This window comes from Hymenobacter busanensis (assembly GCF_008727865.1).
GTDB classification, from domain to species: domain Bacteria; phylum Bacteroidota; class Bacteroidia; order Cytophagales; family Hymenobacteraceae; genus Solirubrum; species Solirubrum busanense.
Genome location: NZ_VTWU01000002.1, coordinates 185731 through 209349, shown reverse-complemented (window position 1 = coordinate 209349; position 23619 = coordinate 185731). Strand labels below are relative to the sequence as shown.

The 23619-nt window shown below is 58.4% G+C and carries 22 protein-coding genes; 17 read left to right on the top strand and 5 right to left on the bottom strand.

The features are described 5' to 3' along the window. Window positions 1–38: 38 nt before the first annotated feature. The 5 genes from F0P96_RS05380 to rpsF all read right to left on the bottom strand — a co-directional run bounded on the left by F0P96_RS05380 (window position 39) and on the right by rpsF (window position 5595). The gene (locus tag F0P96_RS05380) at window positions 39–2114 is read right to left on the bottom strand and encodes a thioredoxin domain-containing protein (protein ID WP_151077799.1); all 2076 of its coding nucleotides are present in this window, start codon (window positions 2112–2114) and stop codon (window positions 39–41) included. 91 nt (window positions 2115–2205) lie between these two features. After that, a complete protein-coding gene (locus tag F0P96_RS05375; RefSeq protein ID WP_151077798.1) occupies window positions 2206–4311 on the bottom strand; it encodes a GSCFA domain-containing protein in 2106 nt (701 codons plus the stop codon). Window positions 4312–4490: 179 nt separating this feature from the next. Further along, window positions 4491–4934: a 50S ribosomal protein L9 gene (gene rplI / locus F0P96_RS05370; RefSeq protein WP_151077797.1), complete on the bottom strand. Its 444-nt coding sequence runs from the start codon at window positions 4932–4934 to the stop codon at window positions 4491–4493. A 30-nt stretch (window positions 4935–4964) separates the two neighbouring features. Further along, complete coding sequence (gene rpsR / locus F0P96_RS05365) at window positions 4965–5216, bottom strand: 30S ribosomal protein S18 (protein WP_151077796.1); 252 nt, start codon at window positions 5214–5216, stop codon at window positions 4965–4967. A 1-nt stretch (window position 5217) separates the two neighbouring features. Beyond that, window positions 5218–5595: a 30S ribosomal protein S6 gene (gene rpsF / locus F0P96_RS05360; protein ID WP_151077795.1), complete on the bottom strand. Its 378-nt coding sequence runs from the start codon at window positions 5593–5595 to the stop codon at window positions 5218–5220. A gap of 379 nt (window positions 5596–5974) precedes the next feature. On the opposite strand from rpsF, the gene F0P96_RS05355 reads away from it, so the two are divergent. From F0P96_RS05355 to F0P96_RS05275, 17 genes are all read left to right on the top strand, one after another. Beyond that, window positions 5975–7300, top strand: coding sequence for a cytochrome c3 family protein (locus tag F0P96_RS05355; protein WP_151077794.1), 1326 nt, complete (start codon window positions 5975–5977; stop codon window positions 7298–7300). Window positions 7301–7405: 105 nt separating this feature from the next. Continuing rightward, window positions 7406–10474 (top strand): TAT-variant-translocated molybdopterin oxidoreductase, encoded by a 3069-nt coding sequence (locus F0P96_RS05350; protein WP_151077793.1) that lies wholly within the window; start codon window positions 7406–7408, stop codon window positions 10472–10474. Window positions 10475–10549: 75 nt separating this feature from the next. Continuing rightward, complete coding sequence (gene nrfD / locus F0P96_RS05345; protein ID WP_151077792.1) at window positions 10550–12004, top strand: NrfD/PsrC family molybdoenzyme membrane anchor subunit; 1455 nt, start codon at window positions 10550–10552, stop codon at window positions 12002–12004. After that, window positions 11997–12521 (top strand): DUF3341 domain-containing protein, encoded by a 525-nt coding sequence (locus F0P96_RS05340; protein ID WP_151077791.1) that lies wholly within the window; start codon window positions 11997–11999, stop codon window positions 12519–12521. The genes nrfD and F0P96_RS05340 overlap by 8 nt, the downstream gene beginning before the upstream one ends. Beyond that, window positions 12521–13243, top strand: a complete 723-nt coding sequence (locus F0P96_RS05335; RefSeq protein ID WP_151077790.1) for a c-type cytochrome — start codon at window positions 12521–12523, stop codon at window positions 13241–13243. Before F0P96_RS05340 ends, F0P96_RS05335 begins: the two co-directional genes overlap by 1 nt. Before the next feature lie 2 nt (window positions 13244–13245). Next, on the top strand, window positions 13246–14574 hold the full coding sequence (locus F0P96_RS05330) for a quinol:cytochrome C oxidoreductase (protein ID WP_235917394.1): 1329 nt from the start codon (window positions 13246–13248) through the stop codon (window positions 14572–14574). A 94-nt stretch (window positions 14575–14668) separates the two neighbouring features. Next, complete coding sequence (locus tag F0P96_RS05325) at window positions 14669–15730, top strand: cytochrome c oxidase subunit II (protein ID WP_151077789.1); 1062 nt, start codon at window positions 14669–14671, stop codon at window positions 15728–15730. 29 nt (window positions 15731–15759) lie between these two features. Further along, window positions 15760–17616: a cytochrome c oxidase subunit I gene (locus F0P96_RS05320; protein ID WP_151077788.1), complete on the top strand. Its 1857-nt coding sequence runs from the start codon at window positions 15760–15762 to the stop codon at window positions 17614–17616. 105 nt (window positions 17617–17721) lie between these two features. After that, on the top strand, window positions 17722–18810 hold the full coding sequence (locus F0P96_RS05315; RefSeq protein ID WP_151077787.1) for a COX15/CtaA family protein: 1089 nt from the start codon (window positions 17722–17724) through the stop codon (window positions 18808–18810). A gap of 52 nt (window positions 18811–18862) precedes the next feature. Further along, window positions 18863–19738 (top strand): heme o synthase, encoded by an 876-nt coding sequence (gene cyoE, locus F0P96_RS05310; protein WP_151077786.1) that lies wholly within the window; start codon window positions 18863–18865, stop codon window positions 19736–19738. A 91-nt stretch (window positions 19739–19829) separates the two neighbouring features. Beyond that, window positions 19830–20417 (top strand): cytochrome c oxidase subunit 3, encoded by a 588-nt coding sequence (locus tag F0P96_RS05305; protein WP_151077785.1) that lies wholly within the window; start codon window positions 19830–19832, stop codon window positions 20415–20417. A 44-nt stretch (window positions 20418–20461) separates the two neighbouring features. Then, entirely contained in the window at window positions 20462–21208 is a 747-nt protein-coding gene (locus F0P96_RS05300; RefSeq protein WP_151078290.1) for a cytochrome c oxidase subunit 3, read from the top strand. A 91-nt stretch (window positions 21209–21299) separates the two neighbouring features. Then, on the top strand, window positions 21300–21650 hold the full coding sequence (locus F0P96_RS05295; protein ID WP_151077784.1) for a cytochrome C oxidase subunit IV family protein: 351 nt from the start codon (window positions 21300–21302) through the stop codon (window positions 21648–21650). 123 nt (window positions 21651–21773) lie between these two features. Further along, window positions 21774–22328, top strand: a complete 555-nt coding sequence (locus F0P96_RS05290) for an SCO family protein (protein ID WP_160620427.1) — start codon at window positions 21774–21776, stop codon at window positions 22326–22328. Then, complete coding sequence (locus F0P96_RS05285) at window positions 22315–22875, top strand: DUF420 domain-containing protein (protein WP_201743865.1); 561 nt, start codon at window positions 22315–22317, stop codon at window positions 22873–22875. The genes F0P96_RS05290 and F0P96_RS05285 overlap by 14 nt, the downstream gene beginning before the upstream one ends. Window positions 22876–22925: 50 nt before the next feature. Then, a complete protein-coding gene (locus tag F0P96_RS05280) occupies window positions 22926–23180 on the top strand; it encodes a hypothetical protein (RefSeq protein WP_151077782.1) in 255 nt (84 codons plus the stop codon). A gap of 10 nt (window positions 23181–23190) precedes the next feature. Beyond that, entirely contained in the window at window positions 23191–23574 is a 384-nt protein-coding gene (locus F0P96_RS05275; protein ID WP_235917393.1) for a DUF983 domain-containing protein, read from the top strand. Window positions 23575–23619 lie beyond the last annotated feature (45 nt).

Below are 23619 nucleotides of genomic sequence, written 5' to 3'. Positions count from 1 at the left end.
CCGAGCAATGGCCGGGGTTATCTACCGCCCGCATGAGCTCATCCGGTCTGTGCGGCCGCCCAAGCCGCCCGCAGCTGTTCCAGGGCTTCGGCTGCTGAGCTTACCGGCTGCTGGCAAGCGTGGTTGTAACACACGTAGATGCGCGTTTGGCTGTTCTGAAAACGCCCTTGCAGCAGTGACAACTCACTTTCCTGGGTACTGCCGGCCAGCACCGCGTTGGGCAGCGGGTGGCGGCTGAGCTGCTGCCGCAGGGCTTCCACATCGGGGCCCACAATGGCTATTTCGGCCAGCGGGGCCAGCCGGCTCAGGTACAGCGCGGCCCAGTTGGCCAAATGCTGCGGCTCTTTCACGGCCAACTCCTGCACCCGCGCCAGCATGGCCGCGGCCCGCTCACGCCAGGCCGGCACGTCGAGCAGCGTGCCTAGGCGCAGCAGGTTGTAGGCCATGACGGAGTTGGAAGCCGGAATGACGTTGTCGAACAGCTCCTTTTTGCGGGCAATCAGCGCCTCGCCCGTCGCGTCGGTGTAGAACAGGTGCGGGTCGCCGGTATCGTCGCCGAAATGCGCTAGCACGTAGTCGGCCAGTTCCTGTGCCCGGCGCAGCCACCGTTCCTCGAACGTCACTTCGTAGAGGCTCGTGTAAGCATCGACGAGCAGGGCGTAGTCTTCCAAAAAAGCCACCACGCTGCCGCGCCCGGCTTTCCAGCTGCGCCACAGCCCGCCCGTATAAGTTCGCACCAGGTTGGCTTCGATGAACTCGGCATTTCGCAGCGCCAGCGCCAAATATTCGCGCTCAGTGAAGGCGCGGTAGGCGTCGCAGAGGCCGCGCAACATCAGGGCGTTCCAGCCGGTCAGGATTTTGTCGTCGAGGCCGGGGCGTACGCGTCGACTGCGGTGGGTGAGGAGCTTCTGCTGCCAGCCCCGCACTAACTCGGCCACTACGCCGGACGTGAGCTGGTGGGCGGCAGCAAACTCGGCGTCGTTCTGGCGACGGTGCAGGATATTCTGGCCGTGTTCCCAGTTGCCCTCGGCGGTGCAGCGGTAATACGCGGCCGCCAGCGGGGCTTCGTCGCCGAGCACGTCGTAGAGTTCGGCCAGCTCCCACACGTAGAACTTGCCTTCCACGCCTTCGCTGTCGGCATCGAGCGAGGCGTAAAAACCGCCTTCGGGACTCAGCAGCTCGCGCTGTACAAAAGCCACCGTGTCGCGTACCACGGCGCGGTATTCTTCGTCCTGCGTCACCTGGTAGGCTTCGGCGTAGAGGCTCACGAGCTGGCCGTTGTCGTAGAGCATCTTCTCGAAGTGCGGCACCAGCCATTCTTCGTCCACCGAGTAGCGCGCAAAACCGCCGCCCACTTGGTCGTAGATACCGCCCCAAGCCATTTCGGTGAGCGTGCGGGTGGTCTGGGTCAGGGCCAGGTGGTTGCCGGTAAGTTGGTGCGCCCGCAGCAGAAACCGCCAGATTACCGGCATCGGGAACTTGGGGGCCCGGCCGGTGCCGCCCCGCTGCCGGTCAAAGCGCTTTTCCAGCGCCAGCAGCAGCTTCTGCAACTGCTGGCGGTCTACGCTCTCAGCAGCCGCTTGCACGCCATATTTCTCCAGGTCCGAAGCCCTCAGCACCCGCGCAAAATCCTCCGCCGACTTGTCCAACTCGGGCCGATGCTCTGCCGAGGCGTAGGCATTAGATACCTGCTGCAGCAGCTCAAACCAGCCCTTCGGCGGGAAGTACGTGCCGCCGTAGAACGGTTTGGCCTCCGGCGTCAGAAACACGTTCAGCGGCCAGCCGCCGCCCACGCCCATGGCCTGCACCGCGTCCATATACACTTGGTCCACGTCGGGCCGCTCTTCCCGGTCCACTTTGATGCACACAAACCGCTCGTTCATCACCCGCGCAATCTGCTCGTGCTCGAACGATTCGCGCTCCATCACGTGGCACCAATGACAGGCCGCGTACCCAATACTCACCAGAATCGGCTTCTGCTCGTTGCGGGCCCTTTGCAATGCCTCTTCGCCCCACGGATACCAATCGACAGGGTTGTAGGCATGCTGAAGCAGGTACGGGCTGGTTTCGTGGGCGAGGCGGTTAGGGCGGGCGTCGGGTGAAGGGGTGTGCATGGCAGGGAAGAGGGAGAGGCCGTGATGCATACGTACGCGCCGGCCCCCAAAGACAAACCCGGCCTTGCAGGGCCGGGTTTGCAGAGAAAAGTTAGGAGGCTTCCGAAGCGCCGGGCTTGCGGCGCGGCGCACGAGTCGGTCGTTTCGGCGCAGTTGATGCGGGCGCGGCATCGGCGGCTGGTGTATCGGGCTTGCGGCGTGGCGCTCGGGCTGGTCGCCGGGCCGGTTCCGGCGTTGCGGGCGTTTCCACCGCAGGTGCCGGAACTGGAGGTGTAGGTGCCAAAACTGAAGCAGCTGCTTCAGCAGCGGCCGAAACCGCCGCCTTGCGGCGCGGCGCCGGTCGCCGACGCGGCGCAGGTGTTCCGGCAGCATCTGCTGCCCCCGTAGGCTCACCTGCTGCCGGAGTCTCCGGTGCCGGTGCTGGTTCCGCCACCGAAGGCGTGGCCGTAAGCCCAGCCGTAGCCTGCCGAATAGGCCGCGGACGTGCCGGTACCGGCTTGCGGGCCGGTTTGCGGTTCGACGTCCGCGCTGATTTCGCGGGCGCAGCTTCTGCCGATTCCGAAGGCGCGCCTGGCATTTCCGGCGTGGCTTCCGACGCCGTTTCCTGTTGCGGTACCGCAGCCGATGGTTCTGCTAGCGGGGCTGCCGCTTCGGCCGACAACGCTTCCGGCGTTTTCGCCGCCTCGGGAGCGTGCTTGCCGCGTCGTCCGCGGCGCGAGCGGCTTGATTTCGACGTTGCCGCCTGCTCATGCGCCCCATCGGAAGCGGCCGGCGACTCAACTGGCTCGACTGGAGCAAGCTCAACCGAAATTACGTCCACAGGTACCGCATCCACCGGAACCGCTGCCACAGTTTCGGCTTCTCCTGCTTCGGACGCAGCGCCTTCGGCCGCATTGCGGTTGCCTTTCTTGTGTTTGCGGCCGCCACGCTTGCGTTTCCGCCGTTTGGGAGCGGTGCCTTCGGCCTGTTCCTGATCCGTTGTTTCGTCCAACGACGCTCCTTCCACCATGCTGAAGTAGTCGTGGTCCTCGTCGATGCGGGCTTCCTCGGCCTCTACGGCTTCCGCTTCCTGCTCCCGCTCTTCTTCCAGGGCTTCCGCTTCCACTACGGGCGTAACGACGGGCTCCAGGCGTCGAGCCGGCGCCGGTGCCGAGCCTTCCCCGATGTCGATGCGCTCTTCATCGTCGTCTTCATCGACTGCCGGAGCTGGTTTGGGCGGCGGCAGCGCAACAATGCGTTTGTGCAATTCCCGCAACTCCTGCCGCACGTTCACTACGTTGGCCAGGCGTTGCAAACGGGCTTCGGTCTGCTCCAGGAAATGCCGGTGCTCCGGCGCACCTTCGTGTAGCGGCCGGTGTGCCAATGAGCGTTGGATAGCGTCCCATTCGTACACAAAGCCGCGGAAGGCCTCGTCGAAATAAGCGCCCATGAACTTCTCCCACACGTAATCTTCCGCCACCTCCGAGGGGTGCAGCATATCGGCCCCGTAGAAGCGGTAGTCGCGCAAATCGTCGAGCAACAGCTCGTAGGCCGGGAAGTACGAAGTAGCCGGCAGCAGTTCGCTCAGGTAGTGGCAGGCTACGCGCAGTACCGACTTGCTCACCGCGTTCAGCGGCAGTGTGTCGCGCAAGTGGCGCACGGGGCTCACCGTCAGTACTAGTCGGATGTTGGGGTTCAGGCGGCGCAGCAGTGCGTGGGTTTCGGCCACGGCCGTCACAATTTCCTCGGCGCTCAGCAATTCTTTCTCAAACCGCTCGGCCGGCAGCTTATGCAGGTTATTCACCAGCTCGCCCGTGTCGCGCAGGCGGTAGCTGAAGGCGGTACCCAGCGTCCACAACACTACATCGGCGGTGCGTAGAAAGTCCGCGGCTGCTTGTACGGTTTGCTCGATGTGCTGTACCAGCTCCACCGGCGAGTCGGCGCCGAAAGTGGCGTGCAGGTCGTAGCTCTGCCAGCGGCCGCGCGCTTCTACCACGTGCTGCTGCCAGTCCACGTCTTCACCAGCGGCGGCGCGCAGCAGTTTGGCAGCGGCCAGCGGGTTGAAGACGGTACCGAAGGGGTTAACCTGCGTCGCCACTTTGTGCGCCGCCAGCCGCCCGCCGATGACCTCGGAGAAGCAGGAACCAATGGTGAAGACCCGCGCCCCCACAGAAAGCGGCTGCGGATCGGGTTTTATAGCTAATTCAGTTCGAAACATTCGCAAATGCGGCTTCAGGGCCGCGCAATGGACAAGCAACCTACGCAACACCGCGCGGTTAGCCAAAACCAACGCCGATTTGTCCAGTAATCGGCAGGCTTGCTGTGCGCAAATTTCGCCCTAAAAAAAGAAAGCCCCGCCGCAGGGGCAGGGCTTTCAAGAACTGACGTTGCAGAAGCTTATTCAGCTACTACGTTTACACGCAGCTTATGCTTCACCTCGCGGTGCAGGTCAATCGTGGCGCTGTACTCGCCCACCGAAGCAGGATCCGAGTCCAAGCTGATGCGCTTGCGGTCCACGTCGAAGCCTTTGGCCTTCAGCGCGTCGGCAATCTGCAGCGTGGTTACGCGGCCGAAAATACGGCCCGATTCGCCCACCTTAGCCGGAACTTCGATGGTCAGGTCACCGATGCGGTCAGCCAAGCCTTGCGCATCGCCTTTGATTTTATCGGCCTTGTGAGCGGCTTGACGCACGTTCTCGGCTACGATTTTCTTGTTGGTCTTGTCAGCCAGCACTGCAATGCCTTGGGGCAGCAGGTAGTTGCGGCCGTAGCCGGGCTTTACACTAACGATGTCGTTCTTGTAGCCCAGACCTTTTACGTCGTCTTTCAGGATTACTTCCATCTCAGTCGGTCGTCGTTATCAGGTAAAGGACTATTTCAGCTGGTCAGCCACGTAAGGCATGATAGCCAGGTGACGGGCTTTGGCCACGGCCTGGGCTACTTTACGCTGGAATTTCAGGCTGGTGCCCGTGATGCGGCGGGGCAGAATGCGGCCCTGCTCGTTCACGAACTTCAGCAGGAAGTCCGGGTTTTTGTAGTCGACGTAGCGAATGCCGGCTTTCTTGAAGCGGCAGTACTTGGTGCGCTGCTCCTGCTTATGGATGCGTTCGTTGGCGAGGCTCATCTTACTGGGCTACGGCTTCGGTTTGCGTATTGGCCTTCTGGCCTTTCAGTTCGCCCTTGCGGCGACGCTCGTTGTAAGCCACAGCGTGCTTGTCGAGGGCCGTGGTCAGGAAGCGGATAACGCGCTCATCGCGACGGTATGCCAGTTCCAGCACGTCGATAGCCGTGGTGGGAGCGGTAAATTCTACCAAGTAGTAATACCCGGTCGATTTTTTCTGAATCGGGTAGGCGAGCTTGCGCAGGCCCCAATTTTCCGTGTTCAGAAGGTCGGCGCCATTTTCCTTAAGCACCTGCGTGAACTTCTCGATCGTCTCTTGTACCTGCGCGTCGTTCAGAACGGGCGTCAGAATAAAGACGGTCTCATAGTTTCTGTTGTCCATGTTGGAACAGAGATTTGTAAGTGAGACGATGAATGAGCCGGCAAAGGTAAAGCTTTTTCGGCCCGGCGCCGCCACTGAGCTGCAAATAATTTCTGTTGGCCGGCAACTAATGCCTTGATTGCCAACCGGCAACTTGCTCCGTGCGTAGGCTGATAAACAGATTGAGGATGCAGTAACGTGTGAAATTGCACTGGCATCAAGCGTAGCTGCTCCGGGCTGATACCTATATATATAAGGTGTGAGTCGGCTCCCTTAGAATGATTCTAAGCAGGCCAAATAGGCCAAAAAAGAGCCAAACGCGGTTTGTTGTCTGGCAATCGTGGGCTACATTTGTGGCCCTAAAGCGCCCTGCTTTTACGTTTTCTCAGCACGTTTTGCAATGAGTAGCTACCGACTACGTCCCTTTTCACACTGGCTTCTTGCTCTGTTTCTGACGTTTACTGCCGTTGGCCAACTGGCCGCGCAAGACGCCGCTTCAGTAAGTAAAGAAGGTGTGACGCCCGGCGCTGCGCCGGCTGGCGCCGCTGCGGCTGCCGCCGGTACCGCCGCTCCCGCAGGTGATGCCGCCGCTATTGCGGCCGGCGACGCCCTTTTCAAAGGTAACTGCGCCCAGTGCCACGCCGTCAACGACGTGGTGGTTGGTCCGGCGCTGGCTGGCATCGACAAGCGCCGCCCCATGCCCTGGATCATCAAATGGGTGAAGAACTCCAGCAAGGTGGTAGCTAGCGGCGACGAGTACGCGGTGAAAATCTTCAACGAGTACCAGAAGCAGCAGATGCCCAGCTTCGCCTTGAGCGACGCGGAAATTACCTCGATTGTTGCCTATGTGAAGTCGGCCGAAGGCGCTCCTGTTGCGGCTAAAGATCCAGCTGGAACGGCTGTCGATACTTCGGAAGGTAAAGGCGTTTCTGACGCTGCCGGTGCGGGTAAGTACATGAACGCCGTGCTGATCGTGTTGGTAGTAGTGCTCATCGTGCTTGTCGTGACGTTGGTCATCATTGCCAACATCATGAAAGACGTGCTGCGAGGCCGCAAAGACCTTGACGGCCGCGACGTTGAGATTCTGGAGCAGAAGACCGATTGGGCTGCTATCCTGAAATCGGGCTGGCTGCGCGGCGTGGTGGGGGTGCTGTTCGTGCTGGTTATCTTGTACGAATCCATCCAAGGCCTGATGGCGGTAGGCCTGAGCCAAGGCTACCAGCCGGCCCAGCCGATTGCCTTCTCGCACAAGCTGCACGCGGGTGAGCATCAGATCAACTGTGCGTACTGCCACACTTCGGTGTACAAGAGCAAGTCGGCCAACATTCCGTCGGCCAACATCTGTATGAACTGCCACTCGCAGATCAAGACGACCTCGCCGGAAATCAAGAAGATTTACCGCGCCATTCAGCGCCAGCAGCCGATTCAGTGGGTGCGTATCCATAACCTGCCGGATCTGGCCTACTTCAACCACTCGCAGCACACGCAAGTTGGCGGTATTCAGTGCCAGACCTGCCACGGCCCGATTGAGAAGATGGACGTGGTGTACCAATACTCGGCCCTGACGATGGGCTGGTGCATCAACTGCCACCGCGAGACGCCGCTGAACACCAAAGGCAACGGCTACTACGACAACCTCGTGAAGCTGCACAACGATGCCAATGCCGGCGCTCCGTTCACCGTGTCGTCGAACGGCGGCACCGAATGCTCGAAGTGCCACTACTAATTTGAAAGTACTGAGACCTGGGTGTTGAGTACTGATCGTTTGGCCCAGCCAACCCCTCACTACCAACTGCTCAATACTCACTGCCAAATACCGACTACCAACGAAATGCAAGAGTCGCCTAAGTACTGGAAGGGAATCGAGGAACTCGAAAACTCGCCGGAGTTTGTGCACAACGCCCTGAGCGAATTCGGTTCGTTCATGCCGGTGAAGGAACGCCACGCCTCGACCGATGAGACGGTGGCCCCGCGCCGGGACTTCCTGAAGCTGATGGGTTTTGGCCTGGCTGCTGCCACGCTGGCTAGCTGCGAGGCGCCGGTTCGCAAAGCCATTCCGTACCTGAATAAGCCGGAAGAAGTTGATCCGGGCATTGCCAACTTCTATGCCTCGACCTACTTCACGGGTCAGGATTACAACGCGGTATTGATCAAGACGCGCGAAGGACGTCCGATCAAGCTGGAAGGCAACCCCGAGTCGCCCATCACGCGCGGTGGCCTCTCGGCCCGTGCCCAAGCTTCGGTGCTGAGCCTTTATGACTCCGAGCGCCTGCAAGCCTTCACGAAAAACGGCGACCGGAACGCGAAAATTGACCGCGACCAGATCGACCAGGAAATTCGCACCGCGCTGGCTTCGGCCGGTCGTATTGCCATCGTTTCGCCGACCATTATCAGCCCGACCACCAAGCGCGCCATTGCCGAGTTTGCCGGGCGTTTTGCGGGTACCGAGCACGTGATGTACGATGCCCATTCGGCCTCGGCACTGCTGCGCGCGAACGGCGGAGTGGTTCCGGGTTACGACTTCGGTCAAGCCTCGGTAATCGTGAGCTTCGGCGCCGATTTCCTCGGTACCTGGATTTCGCCGGTTGAGTACGCTACCCAGTACATCACGAACCGCAAAGTGTCGAGCGACAAGAAGACCATGTCGCGCCACTTCCAGTTCGAAACCAACATGTCGCTGACCGGTTCCAATGCCGACGTGCGCGTAGCGGTAAAGCCCTCGGAGCACGGTAAAGCCGTATTGGCCCTTTACAACAAGCTGGTAGGCGGCAGCGGTGCTGCCCTGCAAAACCAAGCCCTAAACGAGGCCATCAACAAAGCGGCTGCTGAGCTGCGCGCTGCTGGTAGCCGTGGTTTGGTAGTGTGCGGCTCCAACGATGTAGCTGAGCAAACCTTGGTGGCCGCAATCAACGCGGCCCTCGGCAACAGTGGCACGACCATTAACCCGAATGCACCTTCACTAGTGCGCCAGGGCGATGATCAGCGCATGCTGAACCTCATCAACGCCATCGGCCAGGGCCAGGTAGGCGCGGTGATTTTCTACAACGCCAACCCGGTGTACGACCACCCGATGGGTGACCAGCTGAAGCAGGCGTTACAAGGCAAGAAGGTGGGTCTGACCATCTCGCTGAACCCGACGCTCGACGAAACAGGTTCGCTTTGCACCTACCAGTGCCCCGACCACCACTGGATGGAGTCGTGGAACGACTACGAGCCCAAGCGTGGCTTCCTGAGCCTGTCGCAGCCGGTAATTACGCCGCTGTTTAAGACTCGCCAAGCACAGGAAACCCTGCTGACATGGGCTGGTAACCCCAATACCTACTACAACTACCTGCGCAACTCTTGGCGCGGTGTTTTGGGCGGTAACTTCCAGGGCGGTTGGGACAAAGCCGTACACGATGGTGTTGCCACCGGCACGCTGAGCGGTGCTTCGGCAGCCCAAGCCGGCCCGACGATGTCGGCCGACGCTGCTGCTTCGGCTATTGCTTCGGCCCCGGCTGTGAGTGGCATCGAGCTGATGATCTACGAAAAAGTAGGCGTTGGCAACGGCTGCGAAGCCAACAACCCGTGGCTGCAGGAATTGCCCGACCCGGTATCGAAAGCTACGTGGGGCAACTACGTAACGGTTCCGCGCGCCATGGCCGTGGAGCAGAAGTGGGAGCAAGGCGACGTAGTGCGCGTGACGACTGGCAAAGGCAAAATTGCCGAGTTGCCCGTGCTGATTCAGCCGGGCCAAGCCCAAGGCACTATCGGTATTGCCCTCGGTTACGGCCGCGAAAAGGCCGGTAAAGTAGCCGACAAAGTCGGTGCCAACGTGTACCCGATGATGGTACTGCGTAACGGCGGCCTCGTGGGAGCTACCACGGCCCAAGTTGCTTCGACCGGTGCGCGTCAGCCCATTGCCCAGACGCAAACCCACCACACCATCATGGACCGCAAGCCGGTGGTGCAGGAGTCGACACTGGCTCAATACCGTGAAAACCCCAAGGAAGTAACCGAGTACGACAAGATTGCCACGCCGGAAGGCCTGGAGAAACCGAACAAGGTTTCGCTGTGGCAGGATTACGAGTACAAGAACCACCACTGGGGCATGGCCATCGACCTGAACTCGTGCATCGGCTGCGGCTCGTGCGTGATTGGGTGCCAGGTGGAAAACAACGTGGCTGTAGTCGGCAAGCAGGAGGTTATCAACCGCCGCGAGATGCACTGGATGCGCATCGACCGTTACTACAGCTCGGATGCCCACAAGTCGGACTTTGAAACCAAAGGCAAGCTGGCGACTTACGCCGCTATGGAAGATCCTTCCGACAACCCGTCGGTAATTTTCCAGCCGATGCTTTGCCAGCACTGCAACCACGCCCCCTGCGAAACGGTGTGCCCGGTACTGGCAACCACCCACAGCTCGGAAGGTCTCAACCAGATGACCTACAACCGGTGTGTGGGCACGCGCTACTGCGCCAACAACTGCCCCTACAAAGTGCGTCGCTTCAACTGGTTCTCGTACTACTCCAACGAGAAGTTCGAAACCGTGAACGGCCACATGTTCACCGACCTCGGCCGCATGGTGCTGAACCCGGATGTGACGGTGCGTGCGCGTGGTGTGATGGAGAAATGCTCGATGTGCGTACAGCGCATTCAGCTTGGTAAACTCGAAGCCAAGAAGCAAAAGCGTCGTCCGAAAGACGGCGAAATTGTCACTGCTTGTGCGCAGTCGTGCCCCACGCAGGCCATCGTATTTGGCGACATGCGCGACCCGGAGTCGCGGATTTCGAAAATCCTGCGCCGCGAAGACGGCGAGCGGGCTTTCCACGCCCTCGATGCCATCAACGTGCAACCCAACATTGCGTACCTCACTAAGATCCGCAACGTTGAGAAGAGTGCTGAGAAGCCTGTAGCCTAATCCAGAGACTTAACCGGGCGCGGCAACTGGGCCGCAACGCCTAGCCGCCGCGCCCTTCACTTTTTCATAAAGCATATGCAGCACGTTTCGCCTGTACGCATACCACTCGTAACGAATGGTAAGACGTACCACGACGTCACCCAGGACGTGTGCCGCCAGGTGGAGGCCAAGCCGAACATCCGCTGGATGGCCGCGCTGGCCGTTGCCTTGTTCTTTCTGGGCATCTTCTTCTACTCGGTGTACCGCACGCTGTGGTACGGAATCGGGGAGTGGGGCCTAAATAAAACCGTTGGCTGGGCGTGGGACATCACCAACTTCGTGTGGTGGGTAGGTATCGGTCACGCTGGCACCCTGATTTCGGCCGTACTGCTGCTGTTCCGTCAGAAGTGGCGGAGTTCCATCAACCGCGCGGCTGAAGCCATGACCATCTTCGCCGTAATCTGCGCGGCCATGTTCCCGGTATTGCACATGGGCCGGCCGTGGCTCGCTTTCTGGGTGCTGCCGCTGCAAAACACCTATGGCTCGCTGTGGGCGAACTTCAATTCGCCGCTGCTCTGGGACGTATTCGCTATTTCGACCTACTTCTCGGTGTCGCTGGTATTCTGGTACACCGGTTTGGTACCCGACTTTGCTACCATCCGTGACCGGGCTACCGGTCCCATTGCCCGCCGCGCTTACGCTGTGCTGAGCATGGGCTGGAAAGGCGGTGCCAAGCACTGGTCGCGCTACGAGACGGTGTCGTTGATTCTGGCCGGGGTTTCGACTCCGCTGGTACTCTCGGTACACACCATCGTATCGATGGACTTTGCTACCTCGGTCGTGCCGGGCTGGCACACCACCATCTTCCCGCCCTACTTCGTTGCTGGTGCTATCTTCTCCGGCTTCGCCATGGTACTCACGCTGATGCTCATCACCCGCGTGGTATTCAAGCTGGAAGACTACATCACGCTCGAGCACATCGCGCTGATGAACAAAATCATGATGATTACGGGCTCGATTGTAGGTGTAGCCTACATCACCGAATTCTTCATTGCCTGGTACTCGCAGGTAGAATTTGAGCAGTACGCCTTCATCAACCGCGCAACCGGTCCGTACTGGTGGGCTTACGCCTCGATGATGACTTGCAACGTGATTTCGCCCCAGTTGGTGTGGATTCGCCGCGTGCGCTACAGCATCCCGGCCACGTTCATTCTCTCGATCATCGTGAACATCGGCATGTGGTTCGAGCGTTTTGTAATCATCGTAACCTCGCTGCACCGCGACTACCTGCCGTCGAGCTGGGCCATGTTCTCGCCTTCGTGGATCGACATCGGCATCTACGTGGGTACGCTGGGCCTGTTCTTTACCTTGTTCCTGCTCTTCGCCAAGTTCTTCCCCGTGATTAACATGGCCGAAGTGAAGACCATCCTCAAGTACGGTGTCGATAACGGCCCGACCTACGGCGGCCCCAACACGGGGGCGCAACAGTCGACCTACCGTTCCACCGGTGTTCCTGCTTCAGCCCCCGTAAACTACGACAAGCATGACTAAGCGTTACGCGCTCGGCATCTTCGACGACGAAGACGTGCTCCTGCACGCCATTGACAACGTCCGCGCGGCCGGCGTAAAAATCTACGACGTTTTCTCGCCGTACCCGGTCCACGGCATCGACGATGCCCTGGGTATCGAACGCTCGCGTCTGCCCATTGCTGCGTTCTTCTTTGGACTGACTGGCTTGGCCTTCGCGCTCTGGCTGCAGATCTACACGCTGGGTTTCGACTGGCCAATGATTATTGGCGGTAAGCCGCACATTGCGCTGCCGGCTTTTATCCCGGTTTCCTTCGAGTTGACGGTACTGTTTTGCTGCCACGGGATGGTAATTACCTTCTACGTTATCAGCAAGCTTTTCCCCCGCTTTAAGGTACCCGTCATGGATGTTCGCTCGACCGACGACAAGTTCGTTATGGCCATCGAACTGAAAGATGGTGCTGATATGGGCCAACTCGGCCAGTTGCTCCGTGCCAACGGCGCATCCGAAGTGAACGAGAAAGAAATGACCAAAGAATAATGACGCCATTCCTCAAACACGGCGTACGGGCTTCGGCTGTTCTGTTTGCTTCGGTGCTGGCCACGGCTTGCAACGACGCCAACGACCCCGGCTTGGAGTACGCGCCGGAGATGTACGAGTCAATACCGTACGACCCCTTGCGGCAGGTTGATGCCAATACGATCAACCCGATGGGCATCAACGAGCGCACCCCGGTAAACGGTACGGTGCCCCGCGGCAAACTCAACTATTACGACCACATTGGTAAGGATAGTGTTGGTATTGCTGAGCGTACGCTGCGCAATCCGCTGCCTTACACCCGCGAAAACCTGGAAGAAGGCAAAGTGCTTTACACCCGCATTTGCCAACACTGCCACGGAGAGCAAGGCGATGGTCAGGGTTTGGTAGGGCAGAAGTTCAAAGGCGTGCCTAACTACGCTACTGGTGCTTATGCTACCATGAACGACGGTCATATCTACCACGTGATTCAATGGGGACGTAACCGCATGATGCCGCACGGCTCGCAGGTGAACCCCGAAGAGCGGTGGAAGATTGCCATGTACGTACGTGTGCTGCAGAAGGGCAAAGGCCCCGACGCTCTGTCCGAACTGGTGAACGACCAACTCGAACCAAGTCAGAAAACGAATCCGGAAAACACGTCTCCTTACGGTGAAGCCCAGGCTGGCAAAGCCTCGGAAACGCCCGCCCAAGGCGATGAAGCCCGTAACGGCACGGCGAACTAACTATGGCAACAACGACGCATCATCACGAAACCGCTACGGCTGAGTTTCTGGAGCTGGCACCGTCGGCTCGCCGCCGCTTCACCTTGTTCATGGTAGTGGGCGTTATCCTGCTCGCTATCGGCTTGGTACTGGCTTTCATGGGCATTGGTGCTGAGCACCATGCTGCCGGCGCCGAGGGCGCCCATCATGCTGCTGGTGCAGGAGCTTCGGCCGAACACCACGGCAGCCCCATCTGGCTAAAACGCCTCATCATAAGCTTGTGGCACAGCAACGTTTACTTCACCGGTATTGCGGTGGTAGGCACGGTGTTCGTAGCTATCAACTACGTCGCCTATGCTGGCTGGTCCATTGTAGTTAAGCGCATTGCTGAGGCCTTTAGCGCATGGCTGCTGCCTGGCGCCATCATCATGTTGGTGGTTTTCGGTGTGGGTCTGATTAACCACGACATCTTCCATTGGACGATGCCGGGCATCATGGATCCGAAATCGGAAAACTACGACGCCGTTATTGCCGGCAAGTCGGGTTTTCTGAACCTGCCCTTCTACGTGATTCGCATGGTGGTGTACCTGGCCATCTGGTGGTTCTTCTCGGAGCGTCTGCGCAAACTATCGCTCGAGGAAGACCAGATGGGGGGCACTGGTTTCTGGGACAAGAGCATCAATGTGTCGGCGCTGTTCCTAGTACTGTTTGCCGTTACCTCGTCGATGGCCGCCTGGGACTGGGTTATGTCGATTGACACGCACTGGTTCTCGACGATGTTCGGCTGGTACGTATTTGCTTCGTGGTGGGTATCTGGCATTGCTGCCATTACGCTGTGCGCCATCTTCCTGAAGCAAGCCGGCTACCTGCCTTTCCTGACCTCGAACCACCTGCACGACTTGGGCAAGCTGATGTTCGGTTTCAGCATCTTCTGGACCTACGTGTGGTTCTCCCAGTTCATGCTGATTTGGTACGCTAACCTCCCCGAGGAATCCGTGTACTTCAACCAGCGCCTCGGCGGCTTCGACGGCAAGTACACTTGGCTGTTCTTCTTCAACCTGATCATCAACTTCGCCTTCCCGTTTCTGGTGCTGATGACCCGCGACGCCAAGCGTCAGATGATCATGCTGAAGCTCGCTACCATTGCCATCCTCATCGGTCACTGGCTCGACTTCTACTTGATGATCATGCCCGGAACGCTTAAAGGTGACAGCGGGTTTATCATCGAAATAGGTGTCGCCCTGATTTTCCTGGGCGCTTGGCTGACCCTGATGACCCGTCGTCTGTCGCAAGCTTCGCTGCTGCCGGTGAACCATCCGTTCGTGGACGAGAGTATTCACCACACCACCTAGTTTAGACATGAGTATTGAGGAGTGAGAAGTTAGACTTGACGGTATAACGACATCTCACTTCTAACCTCTCAACTCTCACTTCTTCATCCAAGTAATGATTGCTCTCGGTATTCTCTTGGCGCTGGTACTGCTGCTGGTCGTATTCGGCCTGCTGTTCCGGCTTCAAGTTCTGACTTCCATTTTCTCGGGTAGCTACTCGCGTGAAATTGGCCTTAGCAACCGGGTGAATGCCATCCTGATGCTGGTATTCATGGTAGTGGGCGGTGGCGCTTTTGCCTACTCGTTCGTGGCCAACTGGGACAAGATGAACCCGCCCATTGCCTCTGTTCACGGGGCGCACTTGGAACGGATGTTCTGGACCACCATGCTCATCATCGGCATCGTGTTCGTCATCACCCAGGTTGCGTTGTTTGTTTACTCCTACCGGTACCAATACCGCGAGGGCCGTCGGGCGTACTTCTTTGCCCACAACAACAAGATTGAAATCATCTGGACCGTCATTCCCGCCATTGTAATGTCGGGCCTGATTTTCGGTGGTTGGAAGCAATGGACCAGCATCACTGGTCCGGCTCCCAAAGATTCGGTAGTGCTGGAAGTAGTCGCTAAGCAATTCAACTGGATGGTGCGCTACCCCGGTCGTGACCAACAGCTGGGTGCTTCCAACTTCCGCATGATCGACGCCACGAATGAAATGGGCCTCGATTTCAACGACCAGAAGAACCTAGACGACTTCACGGCCAGCGAAATCCACGTGCCAAAAGGCCACCCGGTGCTGCTGAAGATTCGTTCGCGCGACGTGCTGCACGCCGTGTACATGCCGCACTTCCGCGTGCAGATGTACGCGGTGCCGGGTATGCCCACTCGCTTCTGGTTTACGCCGACCAAAACGACCGACGAAATGCGGAGCCAAACCGGTAACCCGAATTTCAACTACGAACTGGCCTGCAACCAGATCTGCGGCCGCGGCCACTTCGCTATGAAGCTCAACATCATCGTGGACGAGCCGGACGACTACGTAGCTTGGTATGCCCAGCAGAAGCCGTTTGTGGAGCAGAACCCCGAGGTACTGGCCAACCTGAAACAGAATCAGGCTGGGTCGGTTGAAGAAGCAACGGCGGCTGCGCCCGCGGCTATTGAAGCCAAGGCTTCGCTGTAACCCGTAACTACTTAAAGCACGCGTCCCTAATGGCTGCTACCAATATCCCGACGAATGCCCACGCGCAGGAAGCCCCGCACGTGCAGCATCACGCCACCGGCGACCACCACGACGAGCACGAGCACCACGAAGGCAACTTCCTCACGAAGTACGTCTTCAGCACCGACCACAAGGTCATTGCCAAGCAATTCCTGATTTCGGGGATTTTCTGGGCGTTCATCGGCGCTACGCTCTCTACTATTTTCCGTCTGCAACTCGGCTGGCCCGAGGCTACGCTGGAATGGCTGCAGCCTATTCTGGGCAGCTGGGTAGAGGGCGGCAAGCTTGACCCCGCATTCTACCTAGCCTTGGTAACAATGCACGGCACCATCATGGTGTTCTTCGTGCTGACGGCTGGTTTGAGCGGTACGTTCTCGAACTTCCTTATTCCGCTGCAGATCGGCGCCCGCGACATGGCTTCGGGCTTCCTGAACATGCTCTCGTACTGGTTCTTCTTCCTGTCGAGCGTAATCATGTTCATCTCGCTGTTCCTCGAAACCGGTCCTGCTTCGGCTGGCTGGACGATTTACCCGCCGCTGTCGGCTCTACCCCAAGCCATTCCCGGCTCGGGCCTGGGCCAGACAATGTGGCTGGTAGCCATGGCGCTGTTCATCGTGTCGTCGCTGTTGGGTAGCCTGAACTACATCACCACCATCATCAACCTGCGCACCGCGGGAATGTCGATGGCCAAGCTGCCGCTCACCATCTGGTCGTTCTTCCTGACGGCTATTCTGGGTGTGCTGTCGTTCCCGGTACTGTTTTCGGCTGCCCTGCTGCTGATTTTCGACCGTTCGTTCGGTACCTCGTTCTTCCTGTCGGACATCTACATCGGCGGTGAAGCACTCAACCACGTTGGCGGTTCGCCCATCCTGTTCCAGCACTTGTTCTGGTTCCTGGGTCACCCCGAAGTGTACATCGTAATCATGCCCGCCATGGGTATCGTGTCCGAAGTAATGGCCACGAATGCCCGCAAGCCCATCTTCGGCTACCGCGCCATGATTGGCTCGTTGCTGGGCATCTCGCTGCTGTCGTTTGTTGTGTGGGCTCACCACATGTTCATCACCGGCATGAACCCCTTCCTTGGATCGGTGTTTATGTTCCTGACGCTCATCATTGCCGTTCCCTCGGCGGTGAAGACGTTTAACTGGTTGGCAACATTGTGGCGCGGCAACATCCGCTTCACCACGGCCATGCTGTTCGCTATCGGTTTCGTGTCATTGTTCATTTCGGGTGGTCTGACGGGTATCATCCTGGGCAACGCCGCTCTGGACATTCAGATGCACAATACCTACTTCGTGGTAGCTCACTTCCACTTGGTAATGGGTTCGTCGGCGTTCTTCGGCATGTTCGCCGGGGTGTACCACTGGTTCCCCAAGATGTTTGGCCGCATGATGGACGAGAAGCTCGGCTACGTGCACTTCTGGCTGACCATTACCTCGGCCTACCTGATCTTCCTGCCGATGCACTACGTGGGCATTGCAGGCTTCCCGCGCCGCTACTACGCTTGGACGGGCTTCGAGATGTTCAACCAGTTCGCCGACCTGAACGCGTTTATTTCGATTGCCGCCATCCTGGCATTCTTCGCGCAGTTCGTCTTCCTGTTTAACTTCATCTACAGCATCTTCCGCGGCCGTCGCGCCACCGAAAACCCCTGGCGTTCGACCACGCTGGAGTGGACAACGCCCATCGAGCCTGGTCACGGCAACTGGCCCGGCGAGATTCCGGCCGTGTACCGCTGGCCCTACGACTACAGCAAGCCGGGTTCAGAGTCGGATTTCATTCCGCAGAACGTGCCCTACTCGCAGACGGTGTCGTCGAACCTGCCTTACGAGAAGGAAATGGAATAATCGAGCTTCACAGCTCACCGAAAGGGAAATCCGCGCAGGGTTTCCCTTTCTTTTTGACCGTGTGTGGCCGGAACTTCCGAGCCCTACGCTGTTTTGACTACGCAAATGAATCAACCTGCTTTCGTCCGCCGCTTTCGGCTGACCGCCACGTTGACCATCGTGGCCGTTTACCTGCTCATTCTGGTAGGAGGCATCGTGCGCAGCACCGGCTCTGGCATGGGCTGCCCCGACTGGCCTAAGTGCTTCGGCCAATGGGTGCCGCCTACCGAAGCCAGCCAATTGCCGCCGAACTACAAAGAAGTGTACACCGCGCAGCGTGTGGCCAAAAACCAGCGCGTCGCCGGAACGTTGCAGAAACTCGGTTTCAAGCAAGTAGCCGCCGATTTGTTTGCGCACCCTACGCAGTATATCGACACCGACTTCAATGCTACCAAAACGTGGATTGAGTACGTCAACCGACTGCTGGGCGCTTTGATTGGTGTATTCATCTTCGCAACGGTGCTGGCCGCTTGGCCCTTTCTGCGGCGCGATTCGCTCGTATTCTGGGCTGCCTTTGTGAGTTTTATCACCGTAGGCATCCAAGGTTGGCTGGGTTCATTGGTCGTTTCCACCAACTTGCTGCCCGAGTTGGTAACCATTCATATGGCATTGGCTCTGGTGCTGGTAGCACTGCTGGAATGGGCCCTTGTGCGCGCCGATAAGCAGGGACTAGGAGGGGAGTCTGGAGCGGGCATACCCAAAGCGCGTGGGCTGGCCGTCGTGCTGGCCACAGCAGCGCTGCTGACGTTTGGGCAGATCCTGCTCGGTACGCAAGTGCGGGAGCAAATCGACATGATTGCCTTTGGCCTGAATTATCTGCACCGCGAGCAATGGATAGCCGAGTTAGGCGGTGCTTTTAAAGTCCACCGCACATTCTCGCTGGTGCTGCTCCTGATCAATGCCTACGCCGCTTGGCAGTTATACCACAGTCGGAACATCCGGCTGCAGCGCTTGGCAGTGGCCATTATGGTGGTTATTGGGTTGGAAATTGTGGCGGGTGTTGTATTGGCCTATCTGGCTGTGCCTGCTGCTGTGCAGCCGGTGCACCTCACACTGGGCACGCTGCTGTTTGGTCTGCAGTTCCTCGCACTCATTCGCTACCGGCAGGCTGTGAAAGTGACGCGGTTGGAGCGGTATCCGGGCGTTGTTGCGTAACTTTGCGGCCCGTTTCGGAGCCTTTACACAGGCTCGCTTGTTTTAACCACTGATGACCAAAGTCAGGGCTTACTTCCAACTGCTCAAGTTCCGTCTTTCGCTAACGGTGTCCTTTTCGGCTGCCATTGGCTATATGCTCGGACAGCACGAGTTCAGCTGGAAAATTCACTGGGTTGGGGCGCTGCTGGTGATGCTGGGCGGTATGCTGGTGACGGGCGCCGCCAACACCATTAATCAGATTTACGAGAAAGACCTCGACAAACTGATGAAGCGCACTGCCAAGCGGCCCATGCCCAAAGGTGTGCTGTCGGTGGCTGAGGGGTGGGTGTTTGTTGGGCTCACCGGCATAGCCGGCTTGGCGCTGCTGGGCTTGTACTTCAATCCGTTGACAGCCGCGTTGTCGCTGATTTCGCTCATTCTGTACGGCTTCATTTACACGCCGCTCAAAACGATTTCCCCCATCTGCGTGGCTGTAGGTGCCATTCCCGGCGCCTTGCCGCCTATGATTGGCTGGGTAGCCGCTACCAACACCCTGACCGGCGAATTGGGCATGGGTGCTTGGATTCTGTTTGGCATCCAGTTTATGTGGCAGTTCCCGCACTTCTGGGCCATTGCTTGGGTATTGGACGAGGACTACCGCAAAGCCGGCTTCCGGATGCTCCCGGCCCCTGGTGGCCGCGACCTGCGCACGGCGTTCCAAATAATGACCTACACGCTGCTGCTCATACCGCTGAGCTTGCTACCCATGCAGTTTGGCATGACGGGCAAAACCTCGGCGCTTATTGCCGTGGTCTGCGGCGTGCTGTTTCTGATGCAAACCCTTTACCTGATGCGCACCTGCACCAAAAAAGCCGCCATGCGCATCATGTTTGGTTCGTTTCTCTATCTGCCTATTGTGCAGATAGCCTTGGTTTTTGACAAAATTTAAAAGCGGATTGTTGATTGAGAGAAAGGGCCATTGTTCATGCCCGCGGCTGGGACGGCCGTTTCAACAATCAACACTCAATACCTGATACGACATGCATTCTTCCGAAACGCTTAGCAACAAGCAGCCCGGCAGCGGTATTCACCCGCTTCGGTTCCTGTTGTGGCTGATGATTGTCAGCATCACCATGATGTTTGCTGCCTTTACCAGCGCCTACATTGTGCGCCGGGGCGAAGGCAACTGGTTGGAATACACCTTGCCCAACGGCCTGCTCGTAAACACCATCCTCATCGTAGCCAGTAGCGCCACTATGCAGTGGGCGTGGTTTGAAGCCCGCCGCGACGAGTTGAAGCGCGTGCAAATCGGGCTGTTCGCTACGCTGGCCTTGGGCTTGGCTTTTCTCGTAGGGCAATGGAACGTGTGGGGCGAGCTGGTACGCAACAAGATTTTCTTTGGTGGCGTTGATGCGAATCCGTCCGGCTCGTTTCTGTACGTGCTGACGGGCGTGCACGCCTTTCACCTGGTTACCGGCTTGGTGTTCGTGCTGGTGGTGTTGCTGAAAAGCCTGCGCTTTAAGGTCCACTCCCGCAACATGATGGCTATTACCAACGGCGCCATCTACTGGCACTTCCTCGGCGCGCTTTGGTTGTACCTGTATTTGTTCCTACTTTTGAACCACTAGTTTCGTCTTTTTTCACGCTCATTATGGCCATTCCACACGCGGCAATGCAAACTGCGGCCACGGCTGAGGCACCGCGCACCGGTACCTGGGACGGCGGCAACGAACCCTTCAAGGCTAGCTATGGCAAGCTGATGATGTGGTTTTTCCTGCTGTCGGATGCTTTCACGTTCGCGGCGTTCCTGACCACCTACGGTATGGTGCGTCACCGCCACCTTGCTTACGTCGGCAAAGCGCATGATTTCTTCTTCTCCACGGCCCACTGGCCCATTCCGGAGAAAGTATTCAACGCCTTCCCCGGCCTGCACGGCATCGATATTCCGCTGGCGTTTGTGGCCTTAATGACGATGATTCTCATCGTGTCGTCGGTGACCATGGTGCTGGCTGTAGAAGCTGGCCACCGCATGGACAAAGACGACGTGCAAAAGTGGTTGTTGTGGACCATCCTATTCGGGGGCATGTTCCTGGGCTGCCAGGCGTGGGAATGGACCCACTTTATCACCGGTAGCGAGCATGGCCTGAAAATGGCCGACGGCAGCACCGTATTTGGCGCCAACCTTACGGTAAACGAATACGGTCCGGTGCTCTTCGCCGACCTGTTCTTCTTCATCACGGGCTTCCACGGCACCCACGTATTCTCGGGCCTTTGCCTGCTGGTGTGGGCATTCATTGCTACCTCCAACGGCACCTTCCACAAGCGCGGCCACTACGAGATGGTGGAGAAAATCGGCCTCTACTGGCACTTTGTAGACTTGGTGTGGGTTTTTGTCTTCACCTTCTTCTACCTAATTTAATTGTCAAGTGGCCCAATGGCTAAATGGCTGGTCGTTCTGACAGCAGAACCATCAACCATTTAGCCATTTAACCATCTAACCATTCAACGAAATGGCTCATCACGCCCCTGAAACTGACTACAACGCCCACGGCGCTGCAGACCACGGCAAGCCGAACGTAAAGCCCATTCTGAAGGCTCTGGCTTGGATTGTCGGCATTACCGCTTTCGAGTTCTTGCTGGCTTTCACCATGCCCTCGAGCACGCTGCGCAACAGCATCTTCATCATCCTGACCATCTTCAAAGCCTTCTTTATCGTTGCCGAGTTTATGCACTTGCGCCACGAAACCAAAGGACTGATCTGGACCATTCTGGTACCGATGGCTTTGCTCATCTGGCTGCTGGTGGCACTGATTTCGGAAGGTAGCTTCGTCGGCGAGTCTATTTTCAACGCCTACAAATAGCGAATGCGGCCCAAGCAAGTTCTCGTTCTGGGCCTCATTCTGCTTGTGCCGGTCCTGGCCTTCGTGTTTCTAACCACGTTCGGCACCAACCGTTTCGCGCTACGCACTTACTATCCCAGTCGTGTGGATTCCACGCAGGCGGGAGGTAAGTGGCAGCGCGATACTGTTTTTCATCGGGTCGCGCCGGGGAGTTTGCAAACCCAGTCGGGACGCAGCTTGGCCCCCGGCGACCTGAAGGGCAGCGTGTACGTCGCCAGTTTTTTCTTTGCTACCTGCCCGCAGGTGTGTCCGCGCCTGAATGCGCAGCTACAGCGCGTGCAGGAGAAATACCGCGCCGAGCCGCGCGTCAAGCTGCTGTCGTACTCCATCGATCCGCAGCACGACTCGGTGCCGGTACTGGCGCGCTACGCCGAGGAATACGGGGCCATTGCGGGTAAGTGGTTTTTTCTGACCGGTCCGCAAGACAGCATCCGCCATTTGGCACTGCATGAGTACCGCGTGGGGGAGCCCGGCCCCGCAACCATTGGGCCGGCTGCCGGTTCCGTACACAGCCAGCGCCTCGTGCTCGTCGACCGCGACCAGCACATTCGCGGCATCTATGACGGCTTGGATGCGCGCGAGGTGGACCGGCTCATCACTGAAATCCGCGTACTGCTTTACACTTATGACCACGACTAACTCCGGCGTTGCCGCGCCGGCCACGCCGCAGGCCTACAAAATTGGAATGCTGGCCCTAGGCCTTATTATTCCGGTTGCTGTGGCCGTTCTGTATTACTTCCCGCAGGTGTTTCGCGTAGCAGGCCTCGACGTGAGCTATCTGCCCGCCGTGAATGCCGTGCTGAATTCGCTGACGGCCTTGGTTCTGGTCATCGGCTACGTGTTCATTCGGCAGAAAAAAGTGGCGCAGCACCGGGCCATGATGGGTACTGCTTTCGTGCTCGGAGCGCTGTTCCTGGTGTCGTATGTGGTGTACCACTCGCAGGCCCAAACCACGCGCTACGGCGGCGAGGGACTGATGCGCGGCATTTACTACTTCGTGCTGCTGACGCATATTGTGCTGGCGGCTGTAACGGTGGGGCTGGTGTTATTTACGCTGTACTTCGCCCTGACCAATCAGTTTGCCCGCCACCGCCGCATTGCCCGCTGGACGTTTCCCATCTGGCTTTACGTATCGGTAACCGGGGTAGTGGTGTACCTCATGATTTCACCGTACTACCAGCACTAACCAGCGCGGTCTGCAGGAAACTTAACTGCCCAAAAGGTGTTTCAAAAGGGATGAGAAAGTCGTTCGTAGCTGCATGGTTCGCCCTCACGCTTAGCACCGCGCCGCAACTGGCCGCCGCCCAGTGCGCCATGTGCAAAACCAACGTGGAGTCGGGTCGTACTTCGGAGGAAAAGGCCTACGATTTTTCGGGGCTGAACTCGGGTATTCTGTACCTAATGGCCGTGCCCTATGTGCTCATTGGTTCGGTGGGGTATTTCTGGTACCGCAACAGCCAGTTGAAAAAGCGACAGGCGGCCGCTCGTTAGGGCAATGGCCATGTCTGCGCCGTTGGCGCTGCTACGCCTGAAGTGCCCGCGTTGCCGCCGTGGTCGGCTATTCACCCACAGCGCCCTCAACCTGCAGCATTTCGATGACATGCCTACGGCTTGTCCCGTGTGCGGGCTGCACTACGAACCGGAAGTGGGTTTCTACTGGGGCGCCATGTACATCAGCTACGGTCTGTCTGTGGGCGTAGTCGTTCTTACCGGAATCCTGGTGTATTTTCTAGCCCACGATCCGGCGGTGTGGGTGTACATTGCGGCCGTGGCGGGCGTAGTAGTGCTGCTCACGCCGGTGTTGTTTCGGTACGCCCGTGCGCTGATGCTGTATTGGTTTGGCGGAACGTGCTACGACCCCAAGTACGCCGGTCGAGAGCAGTAGCTTCTCGATTCCCCGCTTGCTATTTGCGTATATGCTGCCTGCTGG

Coding starts and splice junctions, on each gene's coding strand:
- F0P96_RS05380 (WP_151077799.1), bottom strand. CDS start 2,114: ATGCACACCCCTTCACCCGACGCCCGCCCTAACCGCCTCGCCCACGAA.
- F0P96_RS05375 (WP_151077798.1), bottom strand. CDS start 4,311: ATGTTTCGAACTGAATTAGCTATAAAACCCGATCCGCAGCCGCTTTCT.
- rplI (WP_151077797.1), bottom strand. CDS start 4,934: ATGGAAGTAATCCTGAAAGACGACGTAAAAGGTCTGGGCTACAAGAAC.
- rpsR (WP_151077796.1), bottom strand. CDS start 5,216: ATGAGCCTCGCCAACGAACGCATCCATAAGCAGGAGCAGCGCACCAAG.
- rpsF (WP_151077795.1), bottom strand. CDS start 5,595: ATGGACAACAGAAACTATGAGACCGTCTTTATTCTGACGCCCGTTCTG.
- F0P96_RS05355 (WP_151077794.1), top strand. CDS start 5,975: ATGAGTAGCTACCGACTACGTCCCTTTTCACACTGGCTTCTTGCTCTG.
- F0P96_RS05350 (WP_151077793.1), top strand. CDS start 7,406: ATGCAAGAGTCGCCTAAGTACTGGAAGGGAATCGAGGAACTCGAAAAC.
- nrfD (WP_151077792.1), top strand. CDS start 10,550: ATGCAGCACGTTTCGCCTGTACGCATACCACTCGTAACGAATGGTAAG.
- F0P96_RS05340 (WP_151077791.1), top strand. CDS start 11,997: ATGACTAAGCGTTACGCGCTCGGCATCTTCGACGACGAAGACGTGCTC.
- F0P96_RS05335 (WP_151077790.1), top strand. CDS start 12,521: ATGACGCCATTCCTCAAACACGGCGTACGGGCTTCGGCTGTTCTGTTT.
- F0P96_RS05330 (WP_235917394.1), top strand. CDS start 13,246: ATGGCAACAACGACGCATCATCACGAAACCGCTACGGCTGAGTTTCTG.
- F0P96_RS05325 (WP_151077789.1), top strand. CDS start 14,669: ATGATTGCTCTCGGTATTCTCTTGGCGCTGGTACTGCTGCTGGTCGTA.
- F0P96_RS05320 (WP_151077788.1), top strand. CDS start 15,760: ATGGCTGCTACCAATATCCCGACGAATGCCCACGCGCAGGAAGCCCCG.
- F0P96_RS05315 (WP_151077787.1), top strand. CDS start 17,722: ATGAATCAACCTGCTTTCGTCCGCCGCTTTCGGCTGACCGCCACGTTG.
- cyoE (WP_151077786.1), top strand. CDS start 18,863: ATGACCAAAGTCAGGGCTTACTTCCAACTGCTCAAGTTCCGTCTTTCG.
- F0P96_RS05305 (WP_151077785.1), top strand. CDS start 19,830: ATGCATTCTTCCGAAACGCTTAGCAACAAGCAGCCCGGCAGCGGTATT.
- F0P96_RS05300 (WP_151078290.1), top strand. CDS start 20,462: ATGCAAACTGCGGCCACGGCTGAGGCACCGCGCACCGGTACCTGGGAC.
- F0P96_RS05295 (WP_151077784.1), top strand. CDS start 21,300: ATGGCTCATCACGCCCCTGAAACTGACTACAACGCCCACGGCGCTGCA.
- F0P96_RS05285 (WP_201743865.1), top strand. CDS start 22,315: ATGACCACGACTAACTCCGGCGTTGCCGCGCCGGCCACGCCGCAGGCC.
- F0P96_RS05280 (WP_151077782.1), top strand. CDS start 22,926: ATGAGAAAGTCGTTCGTAGCTGCATGGTTCGCCCTCACGCTTAGCACC.
- F0P96_RS05275 (WP_235917393.1), top strand. CDS start 23,191: ATGTCTGCGCCGTTGGCGCTGCTACGCCTGAAGTGCCCGCGTTGCCGC.